This window comes from Wolbachia endosymbiont (group A) of Philonthus cognatus, assembly GCF_947251755.1.
GTDB classification, from domain to species: Bacteria; Pseudomonadota; Alphaproteobacteria; order Rickettsiales; family Anaplasmataceae; genus Wolbachia; species Wolbachia pipientis.
The window spans coordinates 878,370-903,802 of record NZ_OX366388.1 but is presented as its reverse complement, the minus strand read 5'-3'; the positions used below and the strand labels follow the sequence as shown (position 1 = coordinate 903,802).

General features: G+C 36.0%; 25 protein-coding genes. 10 read left to right on the top strand and 15 right to left on the bottom strand.

Annotated features, from left to right (window positions below; translation table 11 throughout):
• Positions 1 to 2: 2 nt before the first annotated feature.
• The 8 genes from OPR21_RS04405 to OPR21_RS04370 form a co-directional block, all read right to left on the bottom strand.
• Positions 3 to 434, bottom strand: coding sequence for a DUF2924 domain-containing protein (locus OPR21_RS04405; RefSeq protein ID WP_265030285.1), 432 nt, complete (start codon positions 432 to 434; stop codon positions 3 to 5).
• 4 nt (positions 435 to 438) lie between these two features.
• Entirely contained in the window at positions 439 to 903 is a 465-nt protein-coding gene (locus OPR21_RS04400) for an ankyrin repeat domain-containing protein (protein WP_155968581.1), read from the bottom strand.
• Positions 904 to 929: 26 nt separating this feature from the next.
• Positions 930 to 1,658 (bottom strand): ankyrin repeat domain-containing protein, encoded by a 729-nt coding sequence (locus tag OPR21_RS04395; protein WP_265030284.1) that lies wholly within the window; start codon positions 1,656 to 1,658, stop codon positions 930 to 932.
• A 167-nt stretch (positions 1,659 to 1,825) separates the two neighbouring features.
• Positions 1,826 to 2,980 (bottom strand): phage tail protein, encoded by a 1,155-nt coding sequence (locus tag OPR21_RS04390; protein WP_265030283.1) that lies wholly within the window; start codon positions 2,978 to 2,980, stop codon positions 1,826 to 1,828.
• Complete coding sequence (locus OPR21_RS04385; protein ID WP_265030282.1) at positions 2,980 to 3,774, bottom strand: baseplate assembly protein; 795 nt, start codon at positions 3,772 to 3,774, stop codon at positions 2,980 to 2,982. Before OPR21_RS04385 ends, OPR21_RS04390 begins: the two co-directional genes overlap by 1 nt.
• 2 nt (positions 3,775 to 3,776) lie before the next feature.
• The gene (locus OPR21_RS04380; protein ID WP_265030304.1) at positions 3,777 to 4,112 is read right to left on the bottom strand and encodes a GPW/gp25 family protein; all 336 of its coding nucleotides are present in this window, start codon (positions 4,110 to 4,112) and stop codon (positions 3,777 to 3,779) included.
• Positions 4,113 to 4,119: 7 nt separating this feature from the next.
• On the bottom strand, positions 4,120 to 5,109 hold the full coding sequence (locus OPR21_RS04375) for a PDDEXK nuclease domain-containing protein (protein ID WP_265030303.1): 990 nt from the start codon (positions 5,107 to 5,109) through the stop codon (positions 4,120 to 4,122).
• 17 nt (positions 5,110 to 5,126) lie between these two features.
• Positions 5,127 to 6,473 (bottom strand): IS110 family RNA-guided transposase, encoded by a 1,347-nt coding sequence (locus OPR21_RS04370; RefSeq protein WP_174515809.1) that lies wholly within the window; start codon positions 6,471 to 6,473, stop codon positions 5,127 to 5,129.
• Positions 6,474 to 6,732: 259 nt separating this feature from the next.
• Here OPR21_RS04370 and OPR21_RS04365 point away from each other — a divergent pair, with 259 nt between their 5' ends.
• Positions 6,733 to 7,155, top strand: a complete 423-nt coding sequence (locus tag OPR21_RS04365) for a hypothetical protein (RefSeq protein WP_265030281.1) — start codon at positions 6,733 to 6,735, stop codon at positions 7,153 to 7,155.
• Between the two features lie 318 nt (positions 7,156 to 7,473).
• Here OPR21_RS04365 and tnpC read toward each other — a convergent pair whose 3' ends face one another.
• The 7 genes from tnpC to OPR21_RS04330 all read right to left on the bottom strand — a co-directional run bounded on the left by tnpC (position 7,474) and on the right by OPR21_RS04330 (position 15,525).
• The gene (gene tnpC, locus OPR21_RS04360) at positions 7,474 to 8,817 is read right to left on the bottom strand and encodes an IS66 family transposase (protein ID WP_265022247.1); all 1,344 of its coding nucleotides are present in this window, start codon (positions 8,815 to 8,817) and stop codon (positions 7,474 to 7,476) included.
• 649 nt (positions 8,818 to 9,466) lie between these two features.
• Positions 9,467 to 11,593: an AAA family ATPase gene (locus OPR21_RS04355; protein WP_265030280.1), complete on the bottom strand. Its 2,127-nt coding sequence runs from the start codon at positions 11,591 to 11,593 to the stop codon at positions 9,467 to 9,469.
• A gap of 31 nt (positions 11,594 to 11,624) precedes the next feature.
• A complete protein-coding gene (locus OPR21_RS04350; protein ID WP_265030279.1) occupies positions 11,625 to 12,818 on the bottom strand; it encodes an AAA family ATPase in 1,194 nt (397 codons plus the stop codon).
• Positions 12,815 to 13,306, bottom strand: a complete 492-nt coding sequence (locus OPR21_RS04345; RefSeq protein ID WP_264707826.1) for a hypothetical protein — start codon at positions 13,304 to 13,306, stop codon at positions 12,815 to 12,817. The genes OPR21_RS04350 and OPR21_RS04345 overlap by 4 nt, the downstream gene beginning before the upstream one ends.
• A 32-nt stretch (positions 13,307 to 13,338) precedes the next feature.
• Entirely contained in the window at positions 13,339 to 14,148 is an 810-nt protein-coding gene (locus OPR21_RS04340) for a helicase RepA family protein (RefSeq protein WP_265030278.1), read from the bottom strand.
• A gap of 23 nt (positions 14,149 to 14,171) precedes the next feature.
• Positions 14,172 to 14,984, bottom strand: a complete 813-nt coding sequence (locus OPR21_RS04335) for an ATP-binding protein (RefSeq protein ID WP_265030277.1) — start codon at positions 14,982 to 14,984, stop codon at positions 14,172 to 14,174.
• Between the two features lie 52 nt (positions 14,985 to 15,036).
• Positions 15,037 to 15,525: a sigma-70 family RNA polymerase sigma factor gene (locus tag OPR21_RS04330; protein ID WP_265024098.1), complete on the bottom strand. Its 489-nt coding sequence runs from the start codon at positions 15,523 to 15,525 to the stop codon at positions 15,037 to 15,039.
• Between the two features lie 251 nt (positions 15,526 to 15,776).
• On the opposite strand from OPR21_RS04330, the gene OPR21_RS04325 reads away from it, so the two are divergent.
• From OPR21_RS04325 to ltrA, 9 genes are all read left to right on the top strand, one after another.
• The gene (locus OPR21_RS04325; RefSeq protein WP_265030276.1) at positions 15,777 to 16,460 is read left to right on the top strand and encodes a hypothetical protein; all 684 of its coding nucleotides are present in this window, start codon (positions 15,777 to 15,779) and stop codon (positions 16,458 to 16,460) included.
• A gap of 16 nt (positions 16,461 to 16,476) precedes the next feature.
• Entirely contained in the window at positions 16,477 to 18,411 is a 1,935-nt protein-coding gene (locus tag OPR21_RS04320) for a DUF4815 domain-containing protein (RefSeq protein WP_265030275.1), read from the top strand.
• A 12-nt stretch (positions 18,412 to 18,423) separates the two neighbouring features.
• On the top strand, positions 18,424 to 19,608 hold the full coding sequence (locus tag OPR21_RS04315) for a hypothetical protein (RefSeq protein WP_265030274.1): 1,185 nt from the start codon (positions 18,424 to 18,426) through the stop codon (positions 19,606 to 19,608).
• A gap of 4 nt (positions 19,609 to 19,612) precedes the next feature.
• Positions 19,613 to 19,807, top strand: a complete 195-nt coding sequence (locus tag OPR21_RS04310) for a hypothetical protein (protein WP_015589010.1) — start codon at positions 19,613 to 19,615, stop codon at positions 19,805 to 19,807.
• Complete coding sequence (locus OPR21_RS04305) at positions 19,804 to 21,252, top strand: hypothetical protein (RefSeq protein ID WP_265030273.1); 1,449 nt, start codon at positions 19,804 to 19,806, stop codon at positions 21,250 to 21,252. The genes OPR21_RS04310 and OPR21_RS04305 overlap by 4 nt, the downstream gene beginning before the upstream one ends.
• A 24-nt stretch (positions 21,253 to 21,276) precedes the next feature.
• Positions 21,277 to 21,828 (top strand): hypothetical protein, encoded by a 552-nt coding sequence (locus OPR21_RS04300; RefSeq protein ID WP_265030272.1) that lies wholly within the window; start codon positions 21,277 to 21,279, stop codon positions 21,826 to 21,828.
• Entirely contained in the window at positions 21,821 to 23,002 is a 1,182-nt protein-coding gene (locus OPR21_RS04295; RefSeq protein WP_265030271.1) for a phage tail sheath subtilisin-like domain-containing protein, read from the top strand. The genes OPR21_RS04300 and OPR21_RS04295 overlap by 8 nt, the downstream gene beginning before the upstream one ends.
• Positions 23,003 to 23,017: 15 nt before the next feature.
• Positions 23,018 to 23,524 (top strand): phage major tail tube protein, encoded by a 507-nt coding sequence (locus OPR21_RS04290; protein ID WP_265030270.1) that lies wholly within the window; start codon positions 23,018 to 23,020, stop codon positions 23,522 to 23,524.
• A 582-nt stretch (positions 23,525 to 24,106) separates the two neighbouring features.
• On the top strand, positions 24,107 to 25,411 hold the full coding sequence (gene ltrA, locus OPR21_RS04285) for a group II intron reverse transcriptase/maturase (RefSeq protein ID WP_017531706.1): 1,305 nt from the start codon (positions 24,107 to 24,109) through the stop codon (positions 25,409 to 25,411).
• Positions 25,412 to 25,433 lie beyond the last annotated feature (22 nt).

The window sequence follows — 25,433 nt, the reverse complement described above, 5'->3', positions numbered from 1 at the left end:
TTTCAACTTCCATTTTTATCACGCATCCCGAATAATAAAGGTCCGTTATAGCTCATTCCCATTATTTTTCCGGCTACTGCTGACAATGACGTAAAAAATTCTTCTCTGTAGATTAAACCCTTATCTGTTACCATTACTGCATGCGTCTCTTCCCCTCTCTCTAGTATTAATTCTGTCCCTTCTACTGGTAATTTATCGCTACTTATTCTTTTTCCCTTCTCTAGCCGATCTGCCAGATACTCTAGTCTTTTTAATCCTTTTCTTGACATTTCTCCATACGCTTTTTCCTGTATTCTATAAGCTAGTCTCGGTATCAGATATTTCTTTGAGTACCTTGGCGCTTCTTCCCCATATGCCTTCTTCCACATTTTTCTCAGCTCATCCAAAGGTCTTCTCTCTAAATTCATTACTTTCTTTTCTATTTCTTTCTCCATATTTTTAGCCCTTCATAAATAGCTTTTCAATTCTGTCTGTTTCTTTCTTTAATACCTCGGTTATCTTTTTGCTATTTTTAGCATAATCCATCGCTGTCACTCCAAATTTATCTGCTTGTTCTATTTCAGCCCCTGCTTTTACTAGCTCCTCCACTATTTCCACTTTCCCCACCATACATGCAAGGTGCAATGGAGTGCATTTATTTTCATATTCTTCCGCATTTACATTCGCTCCTGATTTTATCAATTCTCTCACGATTTCTAGACGTTTCTCAGTTATCGCTAGGTGCAGTGCTGTGTGTCCTTCTACATCTGCTGCATTCACATTCGCTCCTTTTTCAACTAATAATCTCACTGTTTTTGCGTCTACTGCATAATGCAAAACTGTTCTTCCCTTTTCGTCTCTTTCATAAATATTTTTAAACGAGTTCTCTAATAGTGACTCCTCTTTTTTACCGAGCTTTACCATAACTTACCCCACCTTTTCTTTAAATTTTAAGCCTTCCTTCTCACCACATCATCTATCATTTCGTTCACTTTGCTCATTATCTTGCTTGCTAAATTTTGACATTCTTTCTTTATTAGTGATTTGTCTCTCTTCCTTATTTCTCCTATCTCTATTATTTTTAGCTCCGGCATATAGCTCCTATTCAACATGTCTGCTATTTCTCCCACTAGCCCCTCTATTCCATAGCACGTCAGGTCTCTACTTTTTGTTACTCCTCCTTTTTCTCTCAAAAATTTACTTGCCTTTTCACTTTCTTTGCTATCACATAGACGATACTTTTCACTTTCCCAGATGTAATACATTGGTGTTGCTCCGTACTTATTCAGTTGATTAACTTCAGCTCCAGCCTTTACCAGCTCTTTTATTATTTCAACTCCTGCTCCTCCTATTTTGCACGCAGAGTGCAGTGGCGTACATCCACTGACATATTGAGTGGCATTTACTTCTGCTCCTTCCCTTAGCAGCACTTTTACATTTTCTAAGCTTTTCGCAAATACTGCACAGTGTAGTGGTGTATAACCATTTTTATCTCTTGCATTTACCTCTGCCCCTTTTTTTATTAATAACCTCACTGTTTTGTAATCAGAGATTTCTACTGCTTGATGTAATATTGTCTCTCCTTCTTTATTTCTTTTATTAATGTTTTTAAACCCGTTACTTGATACTTCTTTAAAAAACTTACTAAAAGATTCTCTCTTTTCTTCGCTAAACTTCATACTTACCTCACAAAATTAGCTTTTCTAGCGCCAGATAAATTTCTTATGTTTACCTGCTGCTATTCAAGTCATGTCCTTTTTAGCATAAGAAAGCAAGTCTTTTTCTTTTTATTTCATACACTTTTACCTATTATTAATATAATATATGAGGATCTAAATATAAGTACTTAACTTATTAGACATATTACTTGACTATTTTTCCAACTTCTGTGCAAATGTCGATGTTCGTGCCACTTCAGTACTCCTGGATAAAACACTAAAATGTGCTTTTCTAATTCGTGTATTGAGTCTTTTTGCTCTGAATCATTTTTATAGTAAACATTGTGTTCTGCTATAACGTATCCTACTATTTTCTGGTCAATGAAATTCTTTGTTTGATAAAAATGAGTGACGCTAAACCTTTCTAAAATTTGCTCGTATTTTAAGTTCCATAGTTGTTCAGATAGTTTACTACTTCCCAATACAAATTTATTCCCTCTTTCCTCCACGCTACTAACTGGAAAGCACGTATTTATGTCTCCTAAATCCCAACTGTCTGATAATACTATCTGCGCTTTTGCAAATTTAATCGATGGTAATAAACTCTGTGGTAATGGATATAGTGCTTTTAAGTTGTACCACAAATGATTTCTTTCATAAATACCGTTATAATTCTTTGTGTGAGGCTCGGTTTCTCCAAGGATTGCTACATCTAGGCGATATATATCATTGCTTAAAGCTCGTTCATAATGATCGCGTAGATAGTTTTCTATAATCCTAATAACTGGACCACTAGACCTGAAAAAATTTACTCTTCCAAATGACAACACTGGTCCATCTTTTTCTATTTTTACCCCTGAATAATCAGAAAGAAGATCTCCAAATAAACTCTCATCCAATGTAAATCTCTGCGCATTATAATAATCGTTAAAAATTCTCATCAATCTGGATCTTGCAGGTAATGATAGTTTTGTCAGCTCTACTACTGCATCTACAAAAAAGTCATTTGGAACATCTCTTATTCCTATTTGCAACTCGAAAAAATGTTTACCAGGTGGCTCCTCAATAATTGTAATATCTTCTATACTTGCCCATTTGAGCGCTATTTTAAGTGATGCAGGTGTTCCTCTCAGTCTTTGAAATTTTACTCCTTCTACTATGGCTTTTCTTCTATCTTTTACCCAGCGCAGTATTTCTTCTAAACCATATTCTTCTATTATCCAAGGCAATGTTTCTTCTTTAAGACTAAACTTAAATCCTCTGATACAGCTCGGATCAACCTTATAATCTGTTGCATCAACCAGTGCTTGCTCTTGCTTTGTTGCGTTTGGGGGTAATAGCATTACTCAATCTTTAAATTTCGCAAATTTGCACACTCGTTACCTAGCACCACAACATCCTCTTTTGGCTCGATTAATTCTACGTTTTCTACACCATCTACAAATAAATTCGCTATTATCCATGATCTTGTTACGTTCCATCCCAACCTTTTGCTTGCTTCAAACTTCTTAATGAACTGCTTCTTGATTTCCTCCTTTGATATTATAGGACTTATACTCATTCTGCTGTGAATATCTATTTCCATAATATTGCAGCCAATTACTGTTACTGTATCGGTTAAAACCCTTATATCATCTCTAGTAACCTGCTTTTTTACAATTTCAAGTAGTTCTTCTGACACTATGCCAGTTATGGATAATTGTGTTGATAAAATCGAGATCTGTACTTTCCCTGGTATAGGTGATTCTACTAACGCATCCTTTACTCTACTATCTGCTGACAGTGCATGATATCGATAGTGTTCTTTGCTTCCACACGTGCTTGAGCCCACTATTTTTGCTTTAATTCTTTTTCTAAATCGTTCATCATCATCTTCTTTTTGTCTCTCCACTCCATAAAACTCAGCTAAATTATCAAGATCTTCTCCCATTGCAAACTTCAGTACATTACTTTTTACTGCCTCATTTATTCTTTGTCTTAGTAACAATTCCCTCCATGCTGCTACCTCAAGAATCTTTATCGCTGGATCACTTTCAACTAATGCTGAAAAGGTTTCATCTCTACGGACTAACTCTTCCTTCATTCTTAAAAATATTTCCTCGAAATTTGGCTTTTCTACAATATTTAGCTGCTGCATCTTTAAACTACAATTTCATCAAAATGAATGTTTTTCCCGCTTGGTAAGTATAATCCTTCTAGGTCAAGCGTTACTTTTCCTTCTTTCACCTCTGTCATTTTTACTTTTTCTAGCTTAAATCTCTTCTCAAATTTCCCCAGTGCTTCTGCTGTTGCTGCATAGATTTCCAAAGTTAAATCCCTATTTATTGGCTTATCTACTAATTCAAATAGTCTTGAACCATAATCTCTTCTCATTATTCTACTGTTAATAGGAGTGGTCAGTATATCAATTATTGATTGCTTTAAATGTTCTATTCCCTCTAATTCTTTACCTGTTTTAGCGTCCGTTCCTTTCATATATTTTTCATGGCTCTGACTTAATACTTGCATGTTTTTCACGTGCTATAGAAATAGCCTTCCTCAACTTCTTTTCAAGAATTTCTTTAGAAGGAAGCTGTGTTAAATACTGTGCAACATGAATATTAGAGCCTTCGAGTTCAAGATATTCTATATCCTCTTGATCCTTATCAGCACATAAAATAATCCCTAACGGTTTTTCTTCACCTGCTTTTCGTTCATTTTTATCTAACCAATTTAAATACCATTCCATCTGTCCTTTATAAGCTGGTTCAAAGCGACCTATTTTTAGTTCTATTGCTATAAGGCGCTTTAATCCTCTGTGAAAAAATAGCAGGTCCAAATACCTGTCAGTTGTTTTAGTACTCATCCTTTTTTGACGTGTTACAAAACAAAAATCATTTCCAAATTCTTGTAAAAACTTTGTCAATTCATCCAAGATTGTATTTTCTAGATCAGTCTCACTATAACTTGATGGCAATTCCATGAAGCTAAGGAAGTATGGGTCATGAAAAATGAATTCTGGTGCTAACATATTTTCTTCACGTAAATTTTTTATACTCCTTCTTATGAAATCTTCAGGTTTTTTTGCTAGTGCTGTACGTTCATACAACATAGTATCGATTTTACTACGTAGTGCCCTAACACTCCACCTTTCAATACGACACATTTCTATATAATAATTACGCTTCAGCTCATCAGAAATTGCAATAATTTCTACAAAATGTGACCAACTCAATTGTTGTGACAGTGTCGCGACAATTTCTTGATCAGGAAAGAATTTAGAAAATTGCACCATACGAAATAATGACGCTCTATCAAACCCACGTCCATATTTAATCTGAAGTTCTTTTGCAAGCTGAGTGATGACCTGCTTCCCATAATCTGCACGTTTGTGCTTTAGGATATCTTGGTCAATTCTGGAGCCAATTTGCCAGTTTAGCAATACTAGAGTAGAGTTGAATTGAACAGAAAGATGATTCTTTGCTCTATCTATTAAATTACTAACGTCTTCTAAGAAACTCTTTCTGCTAGTAGCTCTTTTTTAATCAAGACATAACCAAATTCACTAGCTTTTTTGCTTAGAGTCTTCACTATTTTTTCCTTATATAACTTTTCATAGTAATCAATGCCCTTCTCTACATATTCCTGTCCATACTTTAGCATACTATAAAAAATGCACGCCAATTTCCTAGCCGTAGCGGTAATCGCTTTCGGTGCTCCTAGTCGTTTTTTTAACCTTCTGCAATATGCACCAATCCCACTGTTGCTTCTTGACACACACTGGGCAGCCATCCTAAAAGCATTTGCAGCACGAGCAATAACTTTGCGAGTTCTCGTCCCAAATACTTTTTCCCCTGTAACTTTATTAGCAGGACTTAGCCCCAACCAAGAAGTAAAGTGCTTCTCTGATGGCCATTTATCGTGGTTCAAACCAACTTCTGAGATAATTGTTTGTATAGTTAGCACATCAAGCCCAGGAACTTTAGTAAAATCAATACCGGTTACTCTATACAGTTCTTCGTGTAAAGGAAAGTCTGGTCTGTTTTTTGAAAACCTATTCTTTATTTTGCTGCATCGCTTATTCTCGTCAGATTTTGTTTCAAATGTTTTGTAATATTGTTCGATGCTTTTGTCGCATTCTGCTATTTTTTCCTGATAAATATTATACAATTCAAATTCTTGCTTTAACACAAATAAGAGTTCCTTTCTGTAGTCGCCTTTTAGCGCTTTTGCCATGGTAGATCTATCATTTCTTATCCGTACATCTCTCAATTCTGATAATTTTTCAGGATTCCTTTCACCTTCAATTATTGCTTTGATAATTTGCATACCGGTCACTCCAGTAATATCACTTATGACTTTGTGTAATTGAACGTTCATTTGAATTAACGCTTTTTGCATACGTAGAATATGTGTGGATGCACTTTCAATCAGGTTGCTACGTTGCCTAACGTAATTACGCAACACACACATTTGATCATCAGGTCTAAACGACCCATGGAGTAATCCATAGCTGTGTAATTGTTGTAACCATTGACAGTCTTGAACGTCGGATTTTCTACCAGGCACGTTCTTAATATATCGTGCATTTACCAATTTTACCTCAAATCCATATGACTCAAGTATTTGAAACAAAGGAATCCAATATACTCCTGTTGATTCCATAGCTACTGTTCTAACTTTACATTTCTTTAACCACCCTGCTAAGTTATGAAGATCAACTGTAAAGCATCCAAATTTTTTGACACGTTGTTCATCTCTTCCTTCAGGTACACATACATAATGTACAGCTGAGCCGATATCAATTCCTGCTGTATCAGGATTCACTATTTCTAGTTTACTTTTTGCCTTTATCATGGTAATTATCCTACTATAACTTATAATGGAGAAGCACTTAAGCTTGGGACGGTTAGATTATACAATCTTCTAATCGAGGTAGTCATAATAGACTCCATCAGTGGTTTAACCGTTCCTCCAAAACCACGCTCCTAAACGGGCACTTAAGCACCATTGATCAGTCGGTTATAACTGCAGAAGTACTTCTTGATAAATTATATATAAAAATTGCTATGGAAGTGAAGAAATAGTTTCTTTCCGGTTTAACAAGATTTTTTTCTTGTTCGACGCTCCTAAAGAGAAGGAATTACTCAAGTTGCAATTGACAGAGGGCTCACTTTACGTAAACAATATAGAGATTCTAAATAAGAAAGCTGTAGCATGTATGAAGGTTTTTCGCATATTATTTGAACAATTTTTGCATGATTGTAAAAAAGAATTACCCCCTGAAAAACACATGTTGCTTAGCATCACTGAAATAGAAAAGCGCCTAAATCTTGATCCAGAAGCAGACCCAGAACATTACATTAGAAAACCAATAAACACAATCCAAAGAACAATAAAAACCACTTTAGCTAAAAAGTTAGGATTAAACATCGAACGTAATGATGTGATTCAAACAGTTGGTTGGCCTGGATCATCACGTAAAGATTATGGCTACCGTATTAACCCTTTTACTTTGGTTATAAAAGCAACTCGTTAAGTTTTAGAGATACTAAATAACCAATTAAGCGCCATAAGTTACGTAAAATATCGACTATACAAATCTGTCTCATACATTAAAAAAATTTCTTTACAACTAAAGTAAAACGTGATAAAATCAGCATAAGGTTTTTCTTCTAAGTTAAGACATGGTGTTAATCGGCTTTTAAGGGCTGTTATAAGCGTTCTTTAGGTCAAGGTGGTATAATTATACCCTCGGGTCATAGAGTCTTTTTAAAACGCTACTATAAATTGTTTTGTCTTTCACTTTTAGGTCCTTCATCTTTTTTTTTCGTAACCGTTCACGGAATATTCCCAATTAGGCAGGAATAGCGACTAAATTCTGTAGTTTCTGGACAGGATTCTGATCATTCAAACGTGCAGTCAAAAATATCGAAAGCATTCTTTCAATGAACTTTTCTCCACGTTCTGACCAAGTGAAAAAACTATTTTTACGATAAATGACGTACCGTCTAGCCTGACGTTCTGCAAGGTTATTGGTTGTCTCGATCAGATCAGGATTGCGCACGAATCTCCACATCATATCTTCAGAACGTAGTATATTGGCAGCCATTCTCGAGGCCTGAGTTCCTTTTGCAACCCTTGTTATCTCTCGCAAAAAATGTTTCACCCTTTTTCGAATCTTCCTCATTAACCGGAAAAATCTTAAATTGTCTATCAGGTTTTGTTTACGTGCTCTATCTACCACAAATACCCTGTTGCTCAGCGATTTTAATGCTGCGCCAATTCTGCTCACTTCAACATTTTTACTGTAAAAAAACCTTTCAAAGTCCCTTGCTAAATGGGCCCAGCATATCTGTCTGTTTTCACGATTAAAGTAATTATACGCAGCATACCTATCGCTTATAACTATTCCATCATACTCTGGCAATAGCCCTTTTAATATCTTCTTTCCGCGAGATCCAACTAACTTCATAAGTGTTGCTGTTTTATTCGTTACTACCCAACTCCAACCTTTCTTTCCCTGGTTCCTATGGCTTGTTTCATCTATATGTAAATACTTGCTTTTCCGTAGCTCTTCTCTTATTTTTTCGTATTCAGATATACATTTTTCTGATACTCTACCCTCGGTCTTTGATACCAAACCTAGGCTTATATTCAGATTAAATATGCTGCTCAAAATTTGCTGTACTTCCCTTTTTGAATTGATAAAAAATCCACTAAAACTGCTAATTACTGCTTTTGCATTAGCTCCTAAAAGATCCCTTGTCACACCTTCAGGCAGACTAGCTGAGATCCTTTTCTTACACGCCTTACAGTAGCCTTTTTGTAGCCTATATTCAGTCACTATCGGTTTAATTTTTGGCAATTCAACCTTTTGATGCACAGTTTCTTCTTCTAAAATAACTTGGCTTCCACACATGCAAATTGTATCAATTGAACATTTTACCACCTCATCTGCTACCATCAATTCCCGCTTGTGCGCTTCATGTCCTGGCTGCCCGCCTGGTTTTTTATCGCTCTTCTTTTTTGTCTTTTTGCGATATACATCTTGCGATGGTGGCAGCGATGAATTTTTTGAATTTAAACCCAGCTTATCCTCTAGCTCAATTATTTTTGTCCTTAACTTATCATTCTCTGCTTTCAGAGTACCAACTTCTGACTCCAATACCACAATCTTTTCTTGTAGCACCTCTATCATCAACCCCTCATCTATCTAGTTTATTGTTTTTTATACTAATTATGCAATTTTTGTAAACTACTTTCTTATACCGTGAATGGACAAAGTTGATAAGCCTAAACGCCATCATGTCTTTAGGAGAGTCTGCTAATGAAGGCTCTTAAGTTGACGCCATTGCGTGAACGGTTACTTTTTTTCAAGTTGTTCAAAATGCAATAGTAGGTTTTTCGTATTTTTGTCTCTGTGTTGTATTTCTATTAGTGACTACTTTTCCAAACTTCTTTCTTTTTGCTCAAAAGTTACTATGAACCATTACTATAGTTATTGTATTTTATATTAGTTTATTATTATATCATTTATTATTATTTATATATATATAATATATAAGATTCTCGGAAAGTGGAAATCAGCCACTGTAGCGGGTTTGAGTATTACCAAATTAGCTAAATTTTTTGGAAATGGAAACGTAATATTTCTTATATTAGATGGCTAAAAATCAACGAATTTCAATAGTTTAAGTGTGAATATACTCTAATTTCCAAATCTTGATAAATTTTCCGGAAATCATGGAAATTTGGTCGTGTGGAATTCATTTTTTGTTCTTAAAACCTTACTTTCAGAGAGACAAAATGAACCCACAAAACTTTCATAAGTGAGCTTTAAGTATTTTTTAGAAGTTACCTATTTCAAACCTTCCTGCACCTAGCTTAAACTTACCTTCTCCTTTGGCAAAAGAACCAGTTTTGATATCAAGCCATTTATCCTCTTTTGAGTTTGTAGCCATACCTTTTACTATTTTTCTTTCGTTTAATAGTTCCTGTGCTAAACGTTCAAGTCTATGCCTACTAACACCATGAAATGCAGCTGGTAATCTATGCCGTTGTTGAAACACTCCTGGTCCACCTGTATGAGTAAACGGATGACCTTCTTCTGCTGACACTGCAATAGCTTGCATCAGTATCTTTTTTAAGTATTCATCAGATAATTTTCCAAGCTTAAATTCCTCAGATATATCCTCAAGCAAGCCAGTTGAGGAGCGTAAGTAAGTTCTTATATTCCTATCTGTTGCTCCATTAGACTTAACTATAGCTCCTTGGTATACTGCATTATTAACTTTACTAACCTTTAATGTATTAAACACAGTATTCTGATGCTCTTTTGAAGCAGGCCATAATGCAAAAGAACACCTAACTCCATCAACAAGTGCAGTTGTACCTCTTATCGCATCTCTTGCCTGTTCCACAGTCGTAATCGGTTCACTGCACTTGGGTTTTCTCATATGATGTGCTACAATTACAGCTGCTCCTGTTTCATTTGCTAAGTTTGCAAGTAACCCCATTGCGTAATATCCCATTTCTGGATCTGAGTTTATATTAGCATGGACAAATGATACTAGTGGATCAAATACTATTAGTTTTAGATCTTTTACTTTATCTAATTGTCTACAGATGTCTTCAAATTTATCTGAAGTTTCAGGACATTTACCACGCATGTTGCTTTTCACTATAGAAAAGGGCTCTCCCGTATTTGGAATAGGTATAATAAATAATCGATTTTGATATTCTGCTCTCTTGCTACTAGGATCAAGACGATCAAGACGACGGTGTATCTCACCTGCATCATCTTCTGCTGAAAAAATCACCACTGATCCATGCTCTGTAACAAGGGAACCAAAACCACATATCTGATCTGCATCACTTGCAACCTTAAGTGCCAAGTCAAGGAGTAGCATACCTTTACCTGTATCTCCCATAGCAGCTACTATTGAGGTAACACCTAAAGGAAATAAACCTTCAACAAGAAACCTTTGTATTGGTACTGAACCTAAATAACGACTCACACTCCAGTCTAAAATGTTAAGCGGCTGTTTTGTAGATCTTTCTAAACTTTTCATATTTGAAGTATTTGGAATGTCAGTAGATGGGGTATCAATAGTAAGTAAAGGAGTTGAAGCTAAAAATTCTTCAATGCTTATACCCTCCTTTACACAATCAGCGGCATCCCATTTCTCAGGCTTATCTTGAGGAATTTCAAGCACAGCAAGTGATGCAACTCCAAGATCTAACAGCTTTTTTGCAGCATTTTCAGCATATCGTTTGCCTGGTTCATCATTATCTGGCCAAATAATAACATGTTTACCTTTAAGTGGAGTCCAATCTGTCTTCTCAATAGGTGCATTTGCTCCTGACATTGCTGTTGTTGCAGTTATTCCTTTCTCTATCAGCGCTTCTGCACATTTTTCTCCTTCAACAAGAATAACTTTATCGGACTTCAAAATACCTGGAATATTATAGAGTGGCCTTATCTTCGGTGCACCAAAGTCAGATTTTTTTATATCAAAAGGAAGATATCGCTTTCCATTATTATCATCATAACGATAGACTCTAACAATAGCTTGGCCGTTTTCATCGTAATAATCCCAATATGCAGTTGGACTACTTGAATTCTTGAAATGACCAAGCCACTCAGCTATAGAAGCCATTACTTCAGGAAACTCTATTCTTGTACTTTTTCTATTTACTCCCGCCCAAAGGTCGATAATGTCACCACCTTCTCCTGTTGCAAAATCATGCCATAGGCCAGCTTCACTGCCACTTAATTCTACTACTAGACTCTTTCCTTTATCACCTTGTACATTGCCTACATAAAACTTATCACCACGAAAAATCCCTCTTGGCAATAGATAAGAAAGGCATGATCTGATATTTAACAGAAGCTGAGCTTTAAGCTGTTCTTTTTCTACTAACGATGCATTTTTTCGTGAAGCTGCAGTATTAAAATTGCAATAGATATCCATAAAATCCTCTGAATATATTTTCAATTTAAAACTAAGCGGTAGCTATAACTTTAGAAGTCTTCCAACATCCATTAACTTTGCGAATGTATTTTGTCATAGGCTTGCTATTTCTAAGTTCATACACCACTTTCAGAGTATTTATACGTTCGTTTGGTTTAAATATAACGATGCCAGATGTATAAACACTTCTCAAAATGTTTGAGCCGCTTAAAGCTTGAAATGGATTTTTCTCCAATACAGTCGAAGACACTTTTTTGGTACAATGTGTGAGCACTATCCCGGCCATAGGATTAGTTATTGAACGTAATTTCTCCATGTCACTTCTTACAAAAGAGATTATCTCCCTATAATCGAGAAAAGAATCAATAACAATAAGATCTACCGTTTTTGCATCAAGTTTCTCTGTTATTATTGCTCTTACCTCTTCAGAATTTAAAGTTAATGGCATTTTATTGGTAATAAATAAATTTTCTTTCCAAAGATTTTGATCAATTTTAAGCTGAAGTAAGCGTTCTTTCATATCACCATATTCCATCTCGTTTTGCAGATAAAATATTTTTAATGGTCTTGGAGGCTTCATGTTGAGAAACGGCACTCCTGATGCCATATGTGCTAATAAAGAAAGAAGAAAATTACTTTTTCCTATTTTTGGAGTTCCACCTATCACCAAAAGACCGCCTGGAGTTAAAATTCTTGGACCTATTATATCTTTTGGCATTGGTGATTTATCATTTAAGTAATGCCTTGCTGAAAACGATGTAACTTTATGTTCTGTTATGTTTTCTTTAGTATTTAACCACTTCTTAGCGGAATTTATATCACCTTTAACTAAAGTCCAAAGATCAATAATGTCACCACTAGTCCCTTTGGTAAAATTACGCCAATTCCCAGCTTTTTTACCCACTATTTTAACTGTAATCGTATCCCCGTCACAGTTGCCAACATAAGTCCTCTCTCGATAAAAATTACCGTTTGGAATTAGGTAAGGTACACACTCCTTAATATTATCAATCAATAATCCTTTTATTTCCTTTCTCTGCATAAAACCCCCATACATACTTTTCATACGTTTAGAGCTGAGATTAGCTAGCTCACAAACAGTTTCAAAAGACTCTGAATCAAACCATTTAATTGCTTCTTTCTTTAGCTCTAGATTTTTTCCTGCTGCATCTTTGATAGCTCTCTCAATTACAGCAATCCAGAGCTTCTCTTCGTCGTACTTCAAAATGGCAACCAATCAACTTCAGATTGTTCTGGAGTAATAACCGTAGCAATCTTGTTCTTTTCTCCATACCGATCAGCTTCAATACCAACTTTTGCAGTAAACTCTAACCCGTTAAAATCAGCTATAGAGTTGATTTTTCTAGCAATAACTGCTTTCTCTGAAGTGTCATGTGCATGAATATTTCGTGCTGACTCCAAAATACTTCTAAGCATGGAACGACCAGATTCTCCCCAAGTATCTTCTCCTTCAACTCTTGCTTTGCCACTTTTAATACCAATTACTTGAAAAATCTTACGTTTTGCATATTGACCTTCAGTGACGGTAAATTCAGCGTTTAAATAGATGCTGCCGGTAGCATAGCTTTTAGTGAACCAATTTTCATAACCTCCTGGTTTAATTGCCATTTTTACCTTAACTATTGTACCTTTTGGTATTAAATTACTTTGTAATTTTGCAGTATTAAAATCAGTTAAAAAATCTGATAACATATTGTCTCCTACAAATTAAGTGAAAAAAAGAATCAGTTACTCCATTGGTCTACAACCTTCCAGCGACCATTTATCTTATTGACAAGCTTGCTTGCCACACGTTCACCATTTCGCAACTCAAATACTATTTGACGGACAGTGCTTTCCTCATCATGAGCAAACATCACCATGCCAGTGCTATAAAATCCACGTAAAGATCCAGCACCACTTAGGCCTTGAAATGGATCTTCTTCTAACATTTTTTTGGATAGTTTTTTTGTATGGTGAGTGAGTATTATACCCGAATCTGGATTGATAACATTTCTCAGTCTTTCAAGTGTTTTTTGCAAGAAGAATAACATAGCGCTATTGTCGTTTTCATTGCCATATTCACTTGAGTTAAAAATGTTACGAAGAGGATCGATTGCAATAATATCAGGGTTAAAACGCTCTTTAATAACATTTTTAATTTCATCTATTTCTTCACTGCTGAAAGATAATTGTACTCTTGGTGTAATGATTAAGTTATTGGCAGCTATATTCAAAAGTTCGTTATCCAGTTGAAGTTGTTGCAAACGTTCTTTCATATATTCATATTCAATTTCAGTTTGCAGATAGAAAATTTTCATAGGTTTGCTTGGAGTCATACCCAAAAATGAAACTCCAGCAGCCATGTGGACAAGCCATGAAATTAGAAAATCGCTTTTGCCAATTTTAGGTGGGCCACCTAGTACCAATAGACCTCTTTTTGTTAAAATCCTTGGTGAGATTATATCTTCTGGTATCGGTGCTTTGTCGTTTAAATACTCTTTTACGCTGAAAAAGGGAATTTTTTGACCGATATTGAAAAAGCTTTGTTCCATAATAACTATTCTCCAATTTTTAATTAAGCAATAGGCGCAAAAGTTTTGGCTTTAATTTTCACAAGTAATTTACCCAGATGCGGTTCTTCAACCATATCAAGGCAGCCACTTCGATCTTTAGCAGGGTATCCCCAAGTATTAATAGTCTGACAGACAAATGAACGTTTCTCCGTGCCATCATCTTTCTTGATTCCAACCATACTAATTACTTCATCAACAATACCTGGAATTTCACTAGCAGTTTTAGCTCCTTCACATTGAGGCAGCCATGTTGAACGATTGCAGTCATCGAGATATTGACCTAACGTGCCAACTATGATGATGTCTTTATCTCTGATATGTTGAAACTGATTGAGCCAAGCCATCATCTCTTGAGCAAGTAACCCATAAGCAGCTCTTTTATCTTCTTTTCCTGATCTATCAGAAAAAGCTTCAGGTTGCATCCTTGCCCATAATAGACATAAACGTGAAGCGACGGTTATACTATCCACAAAGATGCATCGGTATTTAGAAACTTCAGAAAGAAGATCATTGTGCTTGCTACAGACATGCTCATAGTGTTTTTGACTATACGCCTGATCAGATTTTAGTGCAGGGTTCGGACCACCAATTAGGCAGGCAATATCCCGAGCTTGATTCCAAGTACGAACACTAATAGAATCTCCCTGCCAATCTTGAACAGCAAGCAGACCTGCTTCAAAGTCAAGACATAGTGTTGGTTCACTTATAGTCTTTAAGAGGCTGGTTTTACCAATACCGTAAGGACCAAAAATTACTACTTTTATTCCTGTAGTTGTTTTCAATCTTTCATTATTGTTTAAAATTTTAAAAGTCATTTATTCACCTCAATGGTATATGTTATATATTCAGGAAAGGTAGAATTTATGTTCAATTTTTCTTTTTTCCCTTGTAGTAGATGGAAGAGAGTTTTATACGTATTTTTCTTACCATAGTATTTAAAGTAGTTCTTGATATGTTGTTCATCTTAGCAACTTCATATAAGTTAAAGTACTTGAGTTGCTCGCATATCTTTTGCATCTTTCTTGGTAGTGTTGAAATCATGTAATCTACATCAGTACGTTTCGCTACTTCATCTTCAAAAGCTTTTGTTTTCTCAATATTGACATAGTTATTAATATTGCGCTTCATACATAGTTGTTTCTCCAATAAGTTATTGGCACGACGTTCAGTTAATCTTGCTACAAAAGTGTTAAAGCTACCTTTACTTTCATCATATCTATCAAGATAAGTCCAAATTTCACAGAAAAGTTCTTGCTCAAGATCTTCATGAGTTTCATGAGCAAAGCATTCAAAAAGTTTTAATCTCTTAGCTTGATACCGTATATTTTGAACAACTATGGCAGTTTTTAGTTTCATAACTTTTCCCTAAAACAATTAATGCTTTAAGGATGAGAACTTACAGGTCCACTTTGTAGGACAGGGGCAAAAATAAATAATACAGATGCAATTTTTAACCTATTGATATTCTATTGTTTTTTTTCGAGAATAATACAGTTCGATTTTTAAATAATACTGCAACAAAAAATTAGGCAAAAATTCATTTTTTTTGGACAAAAATTTTCCAAATCCTGAATATATATTATATAAGCCTTTCAAACTCATCACAGGTGTCAATTCTTACACAATCAGGAAGAGCAGCAATAGCAGCAAGTATAAAAGAGCAAGTTATACATCTTGCTTGGGGTAGTGGTGATGCCAATTGGGAAAGTAGCCATCAGGTCGAAAAAGTTTTTGTTGAGGGTGAAATAGCTCTAGATCACCACACTATTAAAGATGTAAGGGTTTTTACAGGACAAATAATTTATCAGCCAAGTATAGACTATACAGTTGATAGCAGTACTGGTGTAATAAAACGTACGGAAAATAGCTCTATTCCAGTAAGTGATAAAGTTACTGTACAGTATACTGAAAGCACACCACCTGAACCTATAAATTCTATAAAGCTCTTGAATGAACTTGGCAGACGTACTGCGGATGAAGTGCTATTCTGCACAGGTGATGAAAATGGCGAACTTATAACTCCTTCTGGAAGGTTTAGGCCCTTAAATGTACCAACTAATAACTTGTACCTTAAATTTACTTTCGATTTCACGGACGCAGCAAATCAAGTTATACGGGAATTAGGGGTTATGGTTGGTACTAAAATAAAAGAAGGATTACCTGAAGGACAGAGATATTTCGAGCCAAAAGACGTGGAAAATCCTGGAATTTTGTTAGTTTTAGAATACACCGTACCACTTATCAGAACTGCAGCAACCAGGGAAACTTTTTCATTTGTTGTAACTTTTTGAATTTTTCTAGCATTAAATGACTTTAAACGCCTATTACAACCGCTTTAATCCTGACAAAGAATATGAGAAAAGCTTATTTCTTGCTGGAAGAGGTTTGCAATCTGCAGAACTAAACGAGACTCAGGAGTATGCTCTTTCTAAGCTTAAAGGTATAGGTGATGCAATATTTCGTGATGGTGATGTTATAACAGGAAGCAATTGTATTATAGATAGAGAAACTGGTAAAGTTACACTTGAAGGAGGAAAAATCTATCTGCGTGGAGCGGTGAGAAAGGTAGAGGCAAAAGAGTTTGTTATTCCACTGAGTACCATAGTGCGTATAGGTGTTTATTATCTAGAATCTACGATTACAGAACTTGAGGACGCAAATCTTCGTGATCCTGCTGTTGGTACAAGAAACTATCAGGAAGTAGGAGCTGCAAGGCTTAAAGTTTCCACCATTTGGGGATACCAAATAGAAAGTGTTACTGTTAACTCTACAAATGGCGAATTTTACCCAATTTACAACATCGAAAATGGAGTATTAATAGAACATTCACCGCCACCACAAGCAAATATAGTAACTACCGCTCTTGCTCGTTATGACAAAGAAGCAAATGGTTCCTACGTCGTAAATGGTCTTGAAGTAATGTTCCTGCAAAAGGAAGAGGGGGAAGGAGGAAAAAAAATATTTGTGATTAATGAGGGCAAAGCTCATGTTGATGGCTATGAGATTGAACTTCCTCACAGTATTCGTGTTTCTTTTGATGAAGATCCGGATATAAAATCAGTTGAATCAGAACCGCATACTTTTCAGCCAAATAGCCAAAGAGTAATGGAACTTAAAGTTAATGATTTTCCAATAAGTGAAATTAAAAAAGTAGATATAACTGTTCAAAAAACCATTACCATTACTCACGGTTCATACTCAGGAGCTGTTGATCCAATACCTGACTCTGCGGTACTTGAGATTATTCAAATTAAACAAGGCAATGTTATTTATGAAAATAGTATAGACTATAAGTTAAATGCAGGAAACGTTGATTGGTCATTACCAGGTAAAGAGCCAGCTCCTGGAAGTAGTTATCAAATAACTTACCGCTGTCGTACTCATGTAAGCCCTGAAGATATAAGTGAAGAGGGATGCAAAGTAAAAGGAGCAGTTGATAACAGCTTGGTTCTGATTGATTACACCTGGAAAATGCCCCGCTATGATTTAATTACTATCGATAGCAAAGGAGCAGTAAGGAGAATAAAAGGTATAGCTCACCCTTGGCGACCATCAATGCCTAAAGCACCTAGCGGACAACTTTTGCTCTGCTACATTCATCAGACATGGAAAAACGGAGAAAAAGAAGGGGTAAAAATAGTGAATAATGCTATTCATGCTGTACCGATGAATGAACTTGAAGCAATGAAAAAAGGAATAAATGATCTTTATGCGCTGGTTGCAGAGGAACGTCTACGCAATGATGCAAATTCAAGAGAACCTACTACCAAAAAAGGAGTATTTGTTGACCCATTCTTTGATGATGATATGCGTGATCAAGGAATTTCGCAGTCTGCAGCAATAGTAAATAGAGAGCTAGTTCTGCCAATAGATGTAGAAGTTGCAGATATTGAAAAAGGTGGGGAAAGATATCTTTTGCCGTATGAACTTGAGCCGGTATTGGAACAGCTTTTACAGACTAAAAGTGAAAAAATTAATCCATATCAAGCTTTTGATAAAGTAACCGCAAAAGTTACTCTAAATAAAAACATTGATCACTGGACCGAGGCCACCACAAATTGGAAAAGTCCAGTAACCAGAGTATTTAATGTTAAAGAAACAACAGAATTGCTGTCAAGTACTTCATACGAAGCTGAATTTATGAGAGAAGCAGTACAAGATTTTGAAATTGAAGGTTTTTCCCCAAACGAAAAGCTCAAAGAAGTGAAGTTTGATGGTATCGTCATTCAGCCTATGGCATAAGAGGTGAAAAATATGATAACAGCTAACAACCAGGGAAAATTAAAGGGAAAAATAAAAATCCCAGCAAATATTCCAGCAGGTACTAAATTAGTACAGTTTTATGGGGATAAAGGAAGCTATGGAGAGGCAACTTATACTGGTAAAAAAACAATTACCATAGAGGAAAGAAGAAGAGTGATCGCAGCAAGACGAGTTGATCCTTTAGCCCAGACATTTACACTAAGTGAAAGTAGGCACATAGGGGGTTTAGACTTATGGTTCACAAATAGCGGCAAAAAACGTGTTGTTGTGCAGATTAGAGAAACAGCAGTGGGAATGCCCTCGCAGACTGTCATTGCTGAAAGTTATATTGAGCCAAAAGATATAAAGATAGATGGCACAGCAACACGTATAGAATGGTCGCCAGTGTTTTGCCATGCAGAACGAGAGTATGCAATAGTACTGCTTACTGATGATCCTGGTACTGCAGTAAAGATAGCAGAACTTGGCAAATATGATGCAGTAAATAGCCGTTGGGTAACAAGTCAACCATATCAAGTAGGAGTATTACTGTCATCTAGCAATGCAAGCACCTGGACTCCACATCAAAATTTAGATTTAACGTTTCGACTACTAGCTGCAAAATTTAGTGAAGTTTCTTATGTTGTTGACCTGGGCAAAGTTACTGTAAATAATGTATCAGATTTAATTGTTTTGACGAACGTCGAAAAAGTAGCATTTGATACCAATGTAGAATTTATTCTGACAGATGAAGAGGGAAAAGAAAATTTTCTATCTGATAATTTGCCGCTCGCGCTGCGTGAAAGAATAAATGGGGAATTAACGGTAAAAGCAAGCCTAAAAGGAGGGCGAGAAAAAAGTCCTGTTCTCTATCCTGGGTTACAGCTAGTTCTGGGTAATCTTTCAGAGTTCGGAGATTATGTTACAAGAAGCATTACAGCAGGAGCTAACACTAAGATTACCATAACATATGATGCGCTGATACCTGGCACTGCAGATGTTAAAGCATATGTACAAAAAAACGTGGATTGGCAATTAGTAAATTTAACATCAGGAAAACCAATTGGAGAAAATTTGGTAGAGAGAACTCATGTGCTATCAAATTTTAATGGTAATGATACAAGGATAAAATTGGTTTTAAGTGGAACGGTTGTCTATCGTCCAAAAGTCAAAAATCTACGAATCATTATCACTTAGCAGAATGTCAGATGATAAAACAAGTAGAGGATACTCTTTGCCTCATCCAGAAAACATTGCTGTGCAAGATGTTGTTCGTATCCGTACCACAATTAAGAAAATAGATGAAGATATTACCGAAAGAGAAGATGAGCATAATCAACTTAAGAGTAATTTTGAGCGGTTTAATTTTGAGACTTTTTTAAATTTTTGGAAATGAAAGAAGCAATATACCAAAGGATAAAGGATTTAGCAGCAAACAGCACACCTGATCAACTGGCATATCTTGCAAAATCGCTGGAATTGATAGCAGATAAAAAAGCTATTGCTGACATTGTGCAGATGACTGAGGTAAAAGAGATAATTGATGCACTACAAAAGAGGCTTAAGGATTTAGCAGAAAACAGTACACCAGATCAATTAGCATATCTTGCTAAAGCATTGGAATCAATAGTCGACAAAAGTGCAGTTTCTGAAATTGTGCAGATGACAGATGGTAAGCTAAAAGAACTTCTTGATAGTGCAAAAAAACACTTAACTGATCTGGATAATAAAAAAGCTAGTTCTTTAGCAGTGATCTCTGAATCAGAGAAGCAGTTATTAAAGAGAATTGATGAAAAAGGAACAACAAATTTATCGCTACTTGATACGAGAAAGAATGCCAATATTGCAGCAATAAATAGTGTTGGCAATGATCATAAAGATGGTCTTAAGGGTTTAGTAGATAACTTTCGTGCTGTGAATGATGTGCCAAGTGGTTCATCAATTATGAAGGAAATAAGGAGCAGAGAACCAACCAAGCTTAACTCCATAAACGATGTACCAAGTGGCTCATCAATCATGAAAGAAGTAAGAAATCGTCATATGATTGAATCTGGAGCATTACCTTTTTTATTTGGTGTACTAAGTAGAAAAAATAATTACTTTGGCCACGGAACTTTTACAACTGAGCTTGGTCAGTGGAGTAGTGATGTAACAAAAACAGACTATATGCTACAACTACTAGCAGGTACTCACACATATGATACAAGCTATGTTAGTTTTTATCGGCCAAGACAACTAAATTTTTTAGAAGGAAGTAAAGGTACATTTATCTACGGAGAATCATACCCAAGATTCATGTATGATGGATTTTCGGAGCAATTCAATATGCTGAAATACCCTTATGCTGCATTGGGAGTAATATTCGTAAAAAACACAAGCAATGTAGATATAAGTAAAACTCTAAACTTTGTTGGATCTGCAATGTGGTATAAAGATGAAGTTAATTATGGAGGAGCAGGATTATTTATAGGTACACCTGATAAAACTAATACAAGGAAGTCAGAGATTTCGAGAATTACTTGGACACGTATTTACCAGCATGAAATTAACAGTCCTGAATTTATTGCATCAGGTAACATACTCATTCCAGCAGGAAAAACCGTTACAGTGTTACTTTATACGTCATCTAATCTTCACTCAGAAGGTGAAAGAGTTGGTGAGACACCTGAGTTCTTTGCAAGTGAGCACACGTATAGCACAATCTATGGTCAATTTATTCAGTGGGGAATATATAATTTTCGCAGCAATTTTCTAACCACGGGACTTGAAATAGATGTAGAAAGGACATTAAGAGCGTGGCAATGTCCTGGGTTATCTAGTACATGTGAGATTTGGCAGTAAATTAAATAGGGAGGGAGAAAAACTGTGAGCATTTACATACGTTTTGAAAACCATAAACAAGTAGAAACAACAACACTTGAAAGCAAGCCAACCGGAAATGATTGGTATGAAGCACCAGAAGATTTTGATTGGCAAAAAAGTTATTGTTTAACAGAGGGAGGAAAAATTGCTCAGCGTACTAAAGAAGATATACAAAAGGAGTTACTGGATAATGCGAAGCTTTGTGCATTTGATAGTATGCGTTTCTATTATGATAATCATACTCACCAATATGCAGGTCATTCTCACCAAAAAGCTAAATCTTATGAGATTCAAGCGGAAGCCGCAAAAAGCATTCTAGCAGACCAGGATGAAAAGGATAAAGCAATTATAGAACCTTTAGCAAAAGTCCGTGGTATTAAGGTTATTGAAATGGCAAGAATAATTGAGGAAAAAGTGAAAAAAGCAGTAAAAGCAATAATTAAATGTGAAGAGCTTGAAGATTTAGCCAAAAGAAAGATTGAAGAAGCCAAAAGTGAAAATGAGCTACAGACTTTGCTAGATGATTTCAGGAAAAAAATACAAAGAAATGGCTGAAGAATTTTTACATGGCGTAAATGTTATTGAGGTAACCTCAGGAGCAAAGACAGTACGTACAGCTAAATCATCAGTGATAGGTGTAATTGGTACTGCACCTGAAGCAGATGAGCAAAAATTTCCGCTAAATAAACCAGTGTTAGTTGCAGGAAGCCCAAAAGAAGCGGCAAAACTTGGCAAAAATGGAACCTTGCCCTCCGCAGTAAATGGAATATTGTCCCAAATTGGTGCAACAGTAGTAGTTATTCGAGTTAAAGAAAGTGAAAACAGTGATCCAAAATTAAAAGAAGAAGAGACGCTGAAGAATATAATTGGCGGTGTTGATGAAGAAACCGGAGAATATCAAGGGATAGAGGCATTCCTCACCAGTGAAAGTATAGTTCATGTTGCCCCAAGAATATTAATTGCACCTCAGTTTACTCACCAACTACCAGAAGATGGCAAAAATCCAGTAGTTGCAGCATTAATTTCTATAGCAGAAAAGCTGAGAAGCATAATAGTAGCAGATGGGCCAAATACTAATGATGAAGAAGTAATAAAATGGAGAAAAAGTGTAGGCAGTAGCAGAGTTTACGTAGTTGATCCTTGGGTAAAGGTATTTATTGAAGGAAAAGAAGAAATTTTGCCGTCTAGCCCGTTTGTAGCTGGTTTAATAGCGAAAGTAGATAGTGAGCAAGGATTTTGGCATTCACCTTCAAATAAAGAAATAAACGGTATTGTTGGAACAAGCAGGCCTATTGATTTTACGCTCGGTAATACAAATTGTAGAGCAAACCACTTAAATGAAAATGAGGTAACAACGATAATTCATCAAAATGGCTATAGGCTTTGGGGAAATAGAACATGTTCAAATGATTCGAAATGGGCTTTTCTGTCAGTGAGGCGTACTGCAGATTTAATCAATGATAGTTTACTTCGAGCTCATCTATGGGCAGTTGATCGCAATATTACCAAAACTTATATAGATGATGTAATTGAGGGGGTGAATTCTTATTTGGCCAATTTAAAAGCGCAAGGAGCTATTATCAGCGGAAAATGTTATGCAACACCTGAACTCAATACGCCAATAAATATTGCAAGTGGAAAAGTATATTTTGACTTTGAATTTACACCACCGTATCCGGCAGAACAGATTACTTTTAGGTCACACCTTGTGAGTGGCACAATATTGTAAAAAGGAGAAAGAGAGATGCTACCTAAGATTTTAAAGAATTTTAATGTATTTGTTGATGGTCGTGGTTATGCAGGAAAAATAGATGAAATAACCTTGCCGAAGCTCACCATTAAAACAGATGAATACAGAGCTGGTGGTATGGATATTCCAATAAATATTGATATGGGCATGGAAAAGCTTGAAGCAGATTTCACTTTTTCTGAATATGATACAGAGCTCTTTCGGCTATTTGGGTTGATAAATGGAAATTCAGTAGCTTTGACGCTCCGTGGTGGAATGCAAGGGAGTGGTAGTAACGATATTGAAGCTGTAGTAATCAATCTCAGGGGAATATTCAAAGAATTTGACTTTGGTAGCTGGAAACCTGCTGAAAAAGCAACTCTAAAGTGTACTGTAGCTGCCCATTACTACAAACTTACGATAGGTGGTAATGAATTAATAGAAATCGATGCTGAAAATATGATTAGAAAGATAAATGGTGTTGATCAGATGGCACTACTTCAAACGGTGCTTGGAATATGAAGATTTTTAGAATTCTATTTTTTAGATGTTGATCAAATAGTTACAACATTTTACAAGATTTTATTTTTTATAGGAGAATTTTATGCGTGCGCCAAGCAAAGTGCGTAAAGTCCAGTTGGTGAAAATCCAACCCAGGCAAAGCCTAGCCAGCAGGCTGGAACAAACCACTATGCTGCGTAAGGTAACGAGCGTAGTAAAGCTAGTGGAATGGACAACACAGGGTACAACGAAAGTGAAGGTATTGAGTCCCGAAATTCTCGATGTCATAGAGGTCGACACGTTGCATATAGTGGAAGACAGCAAGAAGGGTAACAATAGGGCAAGTTATCACTCACTCTATCGGGATCTGAGGCCGTATCACGTGTTGAGATGGAGTTTACGTAAACTTGGGAGATCCTTTGTATTCCTATTAAGGTACGTTGGAACAAGTCAACAAAGGCGAGTACTGACGGAAGATATAAAGGAAGTCGGACTGATTGATAGTACTCAGAGTGTGGGAAAGCCACATACAAGGGGAAGCGGTCAGCAATATAGTGACTGGTTTAGGAATTGCTATGCCAATACAACGGAGGTTGGAATAACGTGCAAAGAAAACTAAATCAGATAGCAGTAAGAGCCAGGCAAGATAAACGATTGAAATTTACATCGTTAATTCATCTGATAAACGCAGAGAATCTTGCTGAATGTTATAAAGAGCTAAAGCATAACAAAGCATGCGGTATAGACCAGGTGACAGTAGAAGCTTATGGAGAAAATCTTGAAGAGAAGCTCAACACTCTGGTGGATAGTATGAAAAGAAAGCGATATCAACCGCAACCAGTGAAAAGAGTATATATACCAAAAGCTGGAAGCAAAGAGAAACGCGGGCTTGGAGTACCGTCAACAGAAGATAAGTTAGTCCAGATAATGCTGAAGAAGATATTAGAAAATATTTATGAAGCTAACTTTCTGGATAACTCATATGGTTTTCGTCCTGGTAGAAGCTGTCATCAAGCGGTAAATGCACTAAATAAAGCAGTTATGTACAGACCAACTAACTATGTAGTAGAAGTTGATATCAAGAAATTCTTTGATAATGTCCAGCACAAATGGCTAATGAGATGCTTGAGAGAACGGATAACAGACCCAAACATACTGTGGTTAGTAAAACGATTTCTTAAGGCAGGAGTAGTCGAAGCAGGACATTATGAAGCAACTGAACTAGGCACACCTCAGGGGGGAATAGTAAGTCCTATACTAGCTAATATATACTTGCATTATGTGCTGGATTTGTGGTTTGAAAAGAAATTCAAGCTAAGATCTAAAGGTTATATGGAGCTAGTTAGGTATGCAGACGATCACCTGATTTGCTGCGAAAGAGAAAAAGATGCTAGAGAACTCTTAGAGTCACTGAAACAAAGGCTAGGAAAATTTGGACTGGAAATATCTGAAGACAAAACAAGAATAGTAAAGTTTGGCAAAAAGGAGTGGCAACAAGGAATAAGGGAGAAACGAAAAACGGAAAGTTTCAACTTTCTAGGATTCACCCATTATGGTACAAGGAGTCGTAAAGGTAGAGTAATGGTAGGTCATAAAACCTCGAAAGAAAATCTATCTAGAAAACTTAAAGAAATCAAAGAATGGGTGAAAAAGATCCGAAATAAAGTTCACCTTAAAGATTGGTGGTCAATACTTAAAGCAAAACTAACAGGACACTATAACTACTTCGGAGTTAGCGGAAATTACCGGTGGTTGAATAAATTCTTCTGGCGGGTAATCAAGCTAGCGTATAAATGGATAAACCGACGTAGTCAGAAGAAGAGTATGAATTCAAAGCAATTTATACACTATCTACAAGTTAATCCATTACCAAAACCAAGAATATGCTACTCATTATATACAAAATAGGAAATGCTGTGAATACTACATT

Excerpts from the sequence above, each read along its gene's own strand:
- OPR21_RS04340 (WP_265030278.1), bottom strand. The coding sequence starts at position 14,148 with ATGGAACAAAGCTTTTTCAATATCGGTCAAAAAATTCCCTTTTTCAGC.
- OPR21_RS04315 (WP_265030274.1), top strand. The coding sequence starts at position 18,424 with ATGATAACAGCTAACAACCAGGGAAAATTAAAGGGAAAAATAAAAATC.
- OPR21_RS04395 (WP_265030284.1), bottom strand. The coding sequence starts at position 1,658 with ATGAAGTTTAGCGAAGAAAAGAGAGAATCTTTTAGTAAGTTTTTTAAA.
- OPR21_RS04320 (WP_265030275.1), top strand. The coding sequence starts at position 16,477 with ATGACTTTAAACGCCTATTACAACCGCTTTAATCCTGACAAAGAATAT.
- OPR21_RS04330 (WP_265024098.1), bottom strand. The coding sequence starts at position 15,525 with ATGAAACTAAAAACTGCCATAGTTGTTCAAAATATACGGTATCAAGCT.
- OPR21_RS04305 (WP_265030273.1), top strand. The coding sequence starts at position 19,804 with ATGAAAGAAGCAATATACCAAAGGATAAAGGATTTAGCAGCAAACAGC.
- OPR21_RS04405 (WP_265030285.1), bottom strand. The coding sequence starts at position 434 with ATGGAGAAAGAAATAGAAAAGAAAGTAATGAATTTAGAGAGAAGACCT.
- OPR21_RS04345 (WP_264707826.1), bottom strand. The coding sequence starts at position 13,306 with ATGTTATCAGATTTTTTAACTGATTTTAATACTGCAAAATTACAAAGT.
- tnpC (WP_265022247.1), bottom strand. The coding sequence starts at position 8,817 with ATGATAGAGGTGCTACAAGAAAAGATTGTGGTATTGGAGTCAGAAGTT.
- OPR21_RS04400 (WP_155968581.1), bottom strand. The coding sequence starts at position 903 with ATGGTAAAGCTCGGTAAAAAAGAGGAGTCACTATTAGAGAACTCGTTT.
- OPR21_RS04295 (WP_265030271.1), top strand. The coding sequence starts at position 21,821 with ATGGCTGAAGAATTTTTACATGGCGTAAATGTTATTGAGGTAACCTCA.
- OPR21_RS04335 (WP_265030277.1), bottom strand. The coding sequence starts at position 14,984 with ATGACTTTTAAAATTTTAAACAATAATGAAAGATTGAAAACAACTACA.
- OPR21_RS04385 (WP_265030282.1), bottom strand. The coding sequence starts at position 3,774 with ATGCAGCAGCTAAATATTGTAGAAAAGCCAAATTTCGAGGAAATATTT.
- OPR21_RS04380 (WP_265030304.1), bottom strand. The coding sequence starts at position 4,112 with ATGAAAGGAACGGACGCTAAAACAGGTAAAGAATTAGAGGGAATAGAA.
- OPR21_RS04290 (WP_265030270.1), top strand. The coding sequence starts at position 23,018 with ATGCTACCTAAGATTTTAAAGAATTTTAATGTATTTGTTGATGGTCGT.
- OPR21_RS04310 (WP_015589010.1), top strand. The coding sequence starts at position 19,613 with ATGTCAGATGATAAAACAAGTAGAGGATACTCTTTGCCTCATCCAGAA.
- OPR21_RS04355 (WP_265030280.1), bottom strand. The coding sequence starts at position 11,593 with ATGGATATCTATTGCAATTTTAATACTGCAGCTTCACGAAAAAATGCA.
- OPR21_RS04390 (WP_265030283.1), bottom strand. The coding sequence starts at position 2,980 with ATGCTATTACCCCCAAACGCAACAAAGCAAGAGCAAGCACTGGTTGAT.
- OPR21_RS04370 (WP_174515809.1), bottom strand. The coding sequence starts at position 6,473 with ATGATAAAGGCAAAAAGTAAACTAGAAATAGTGAATCCTGATACAGCA.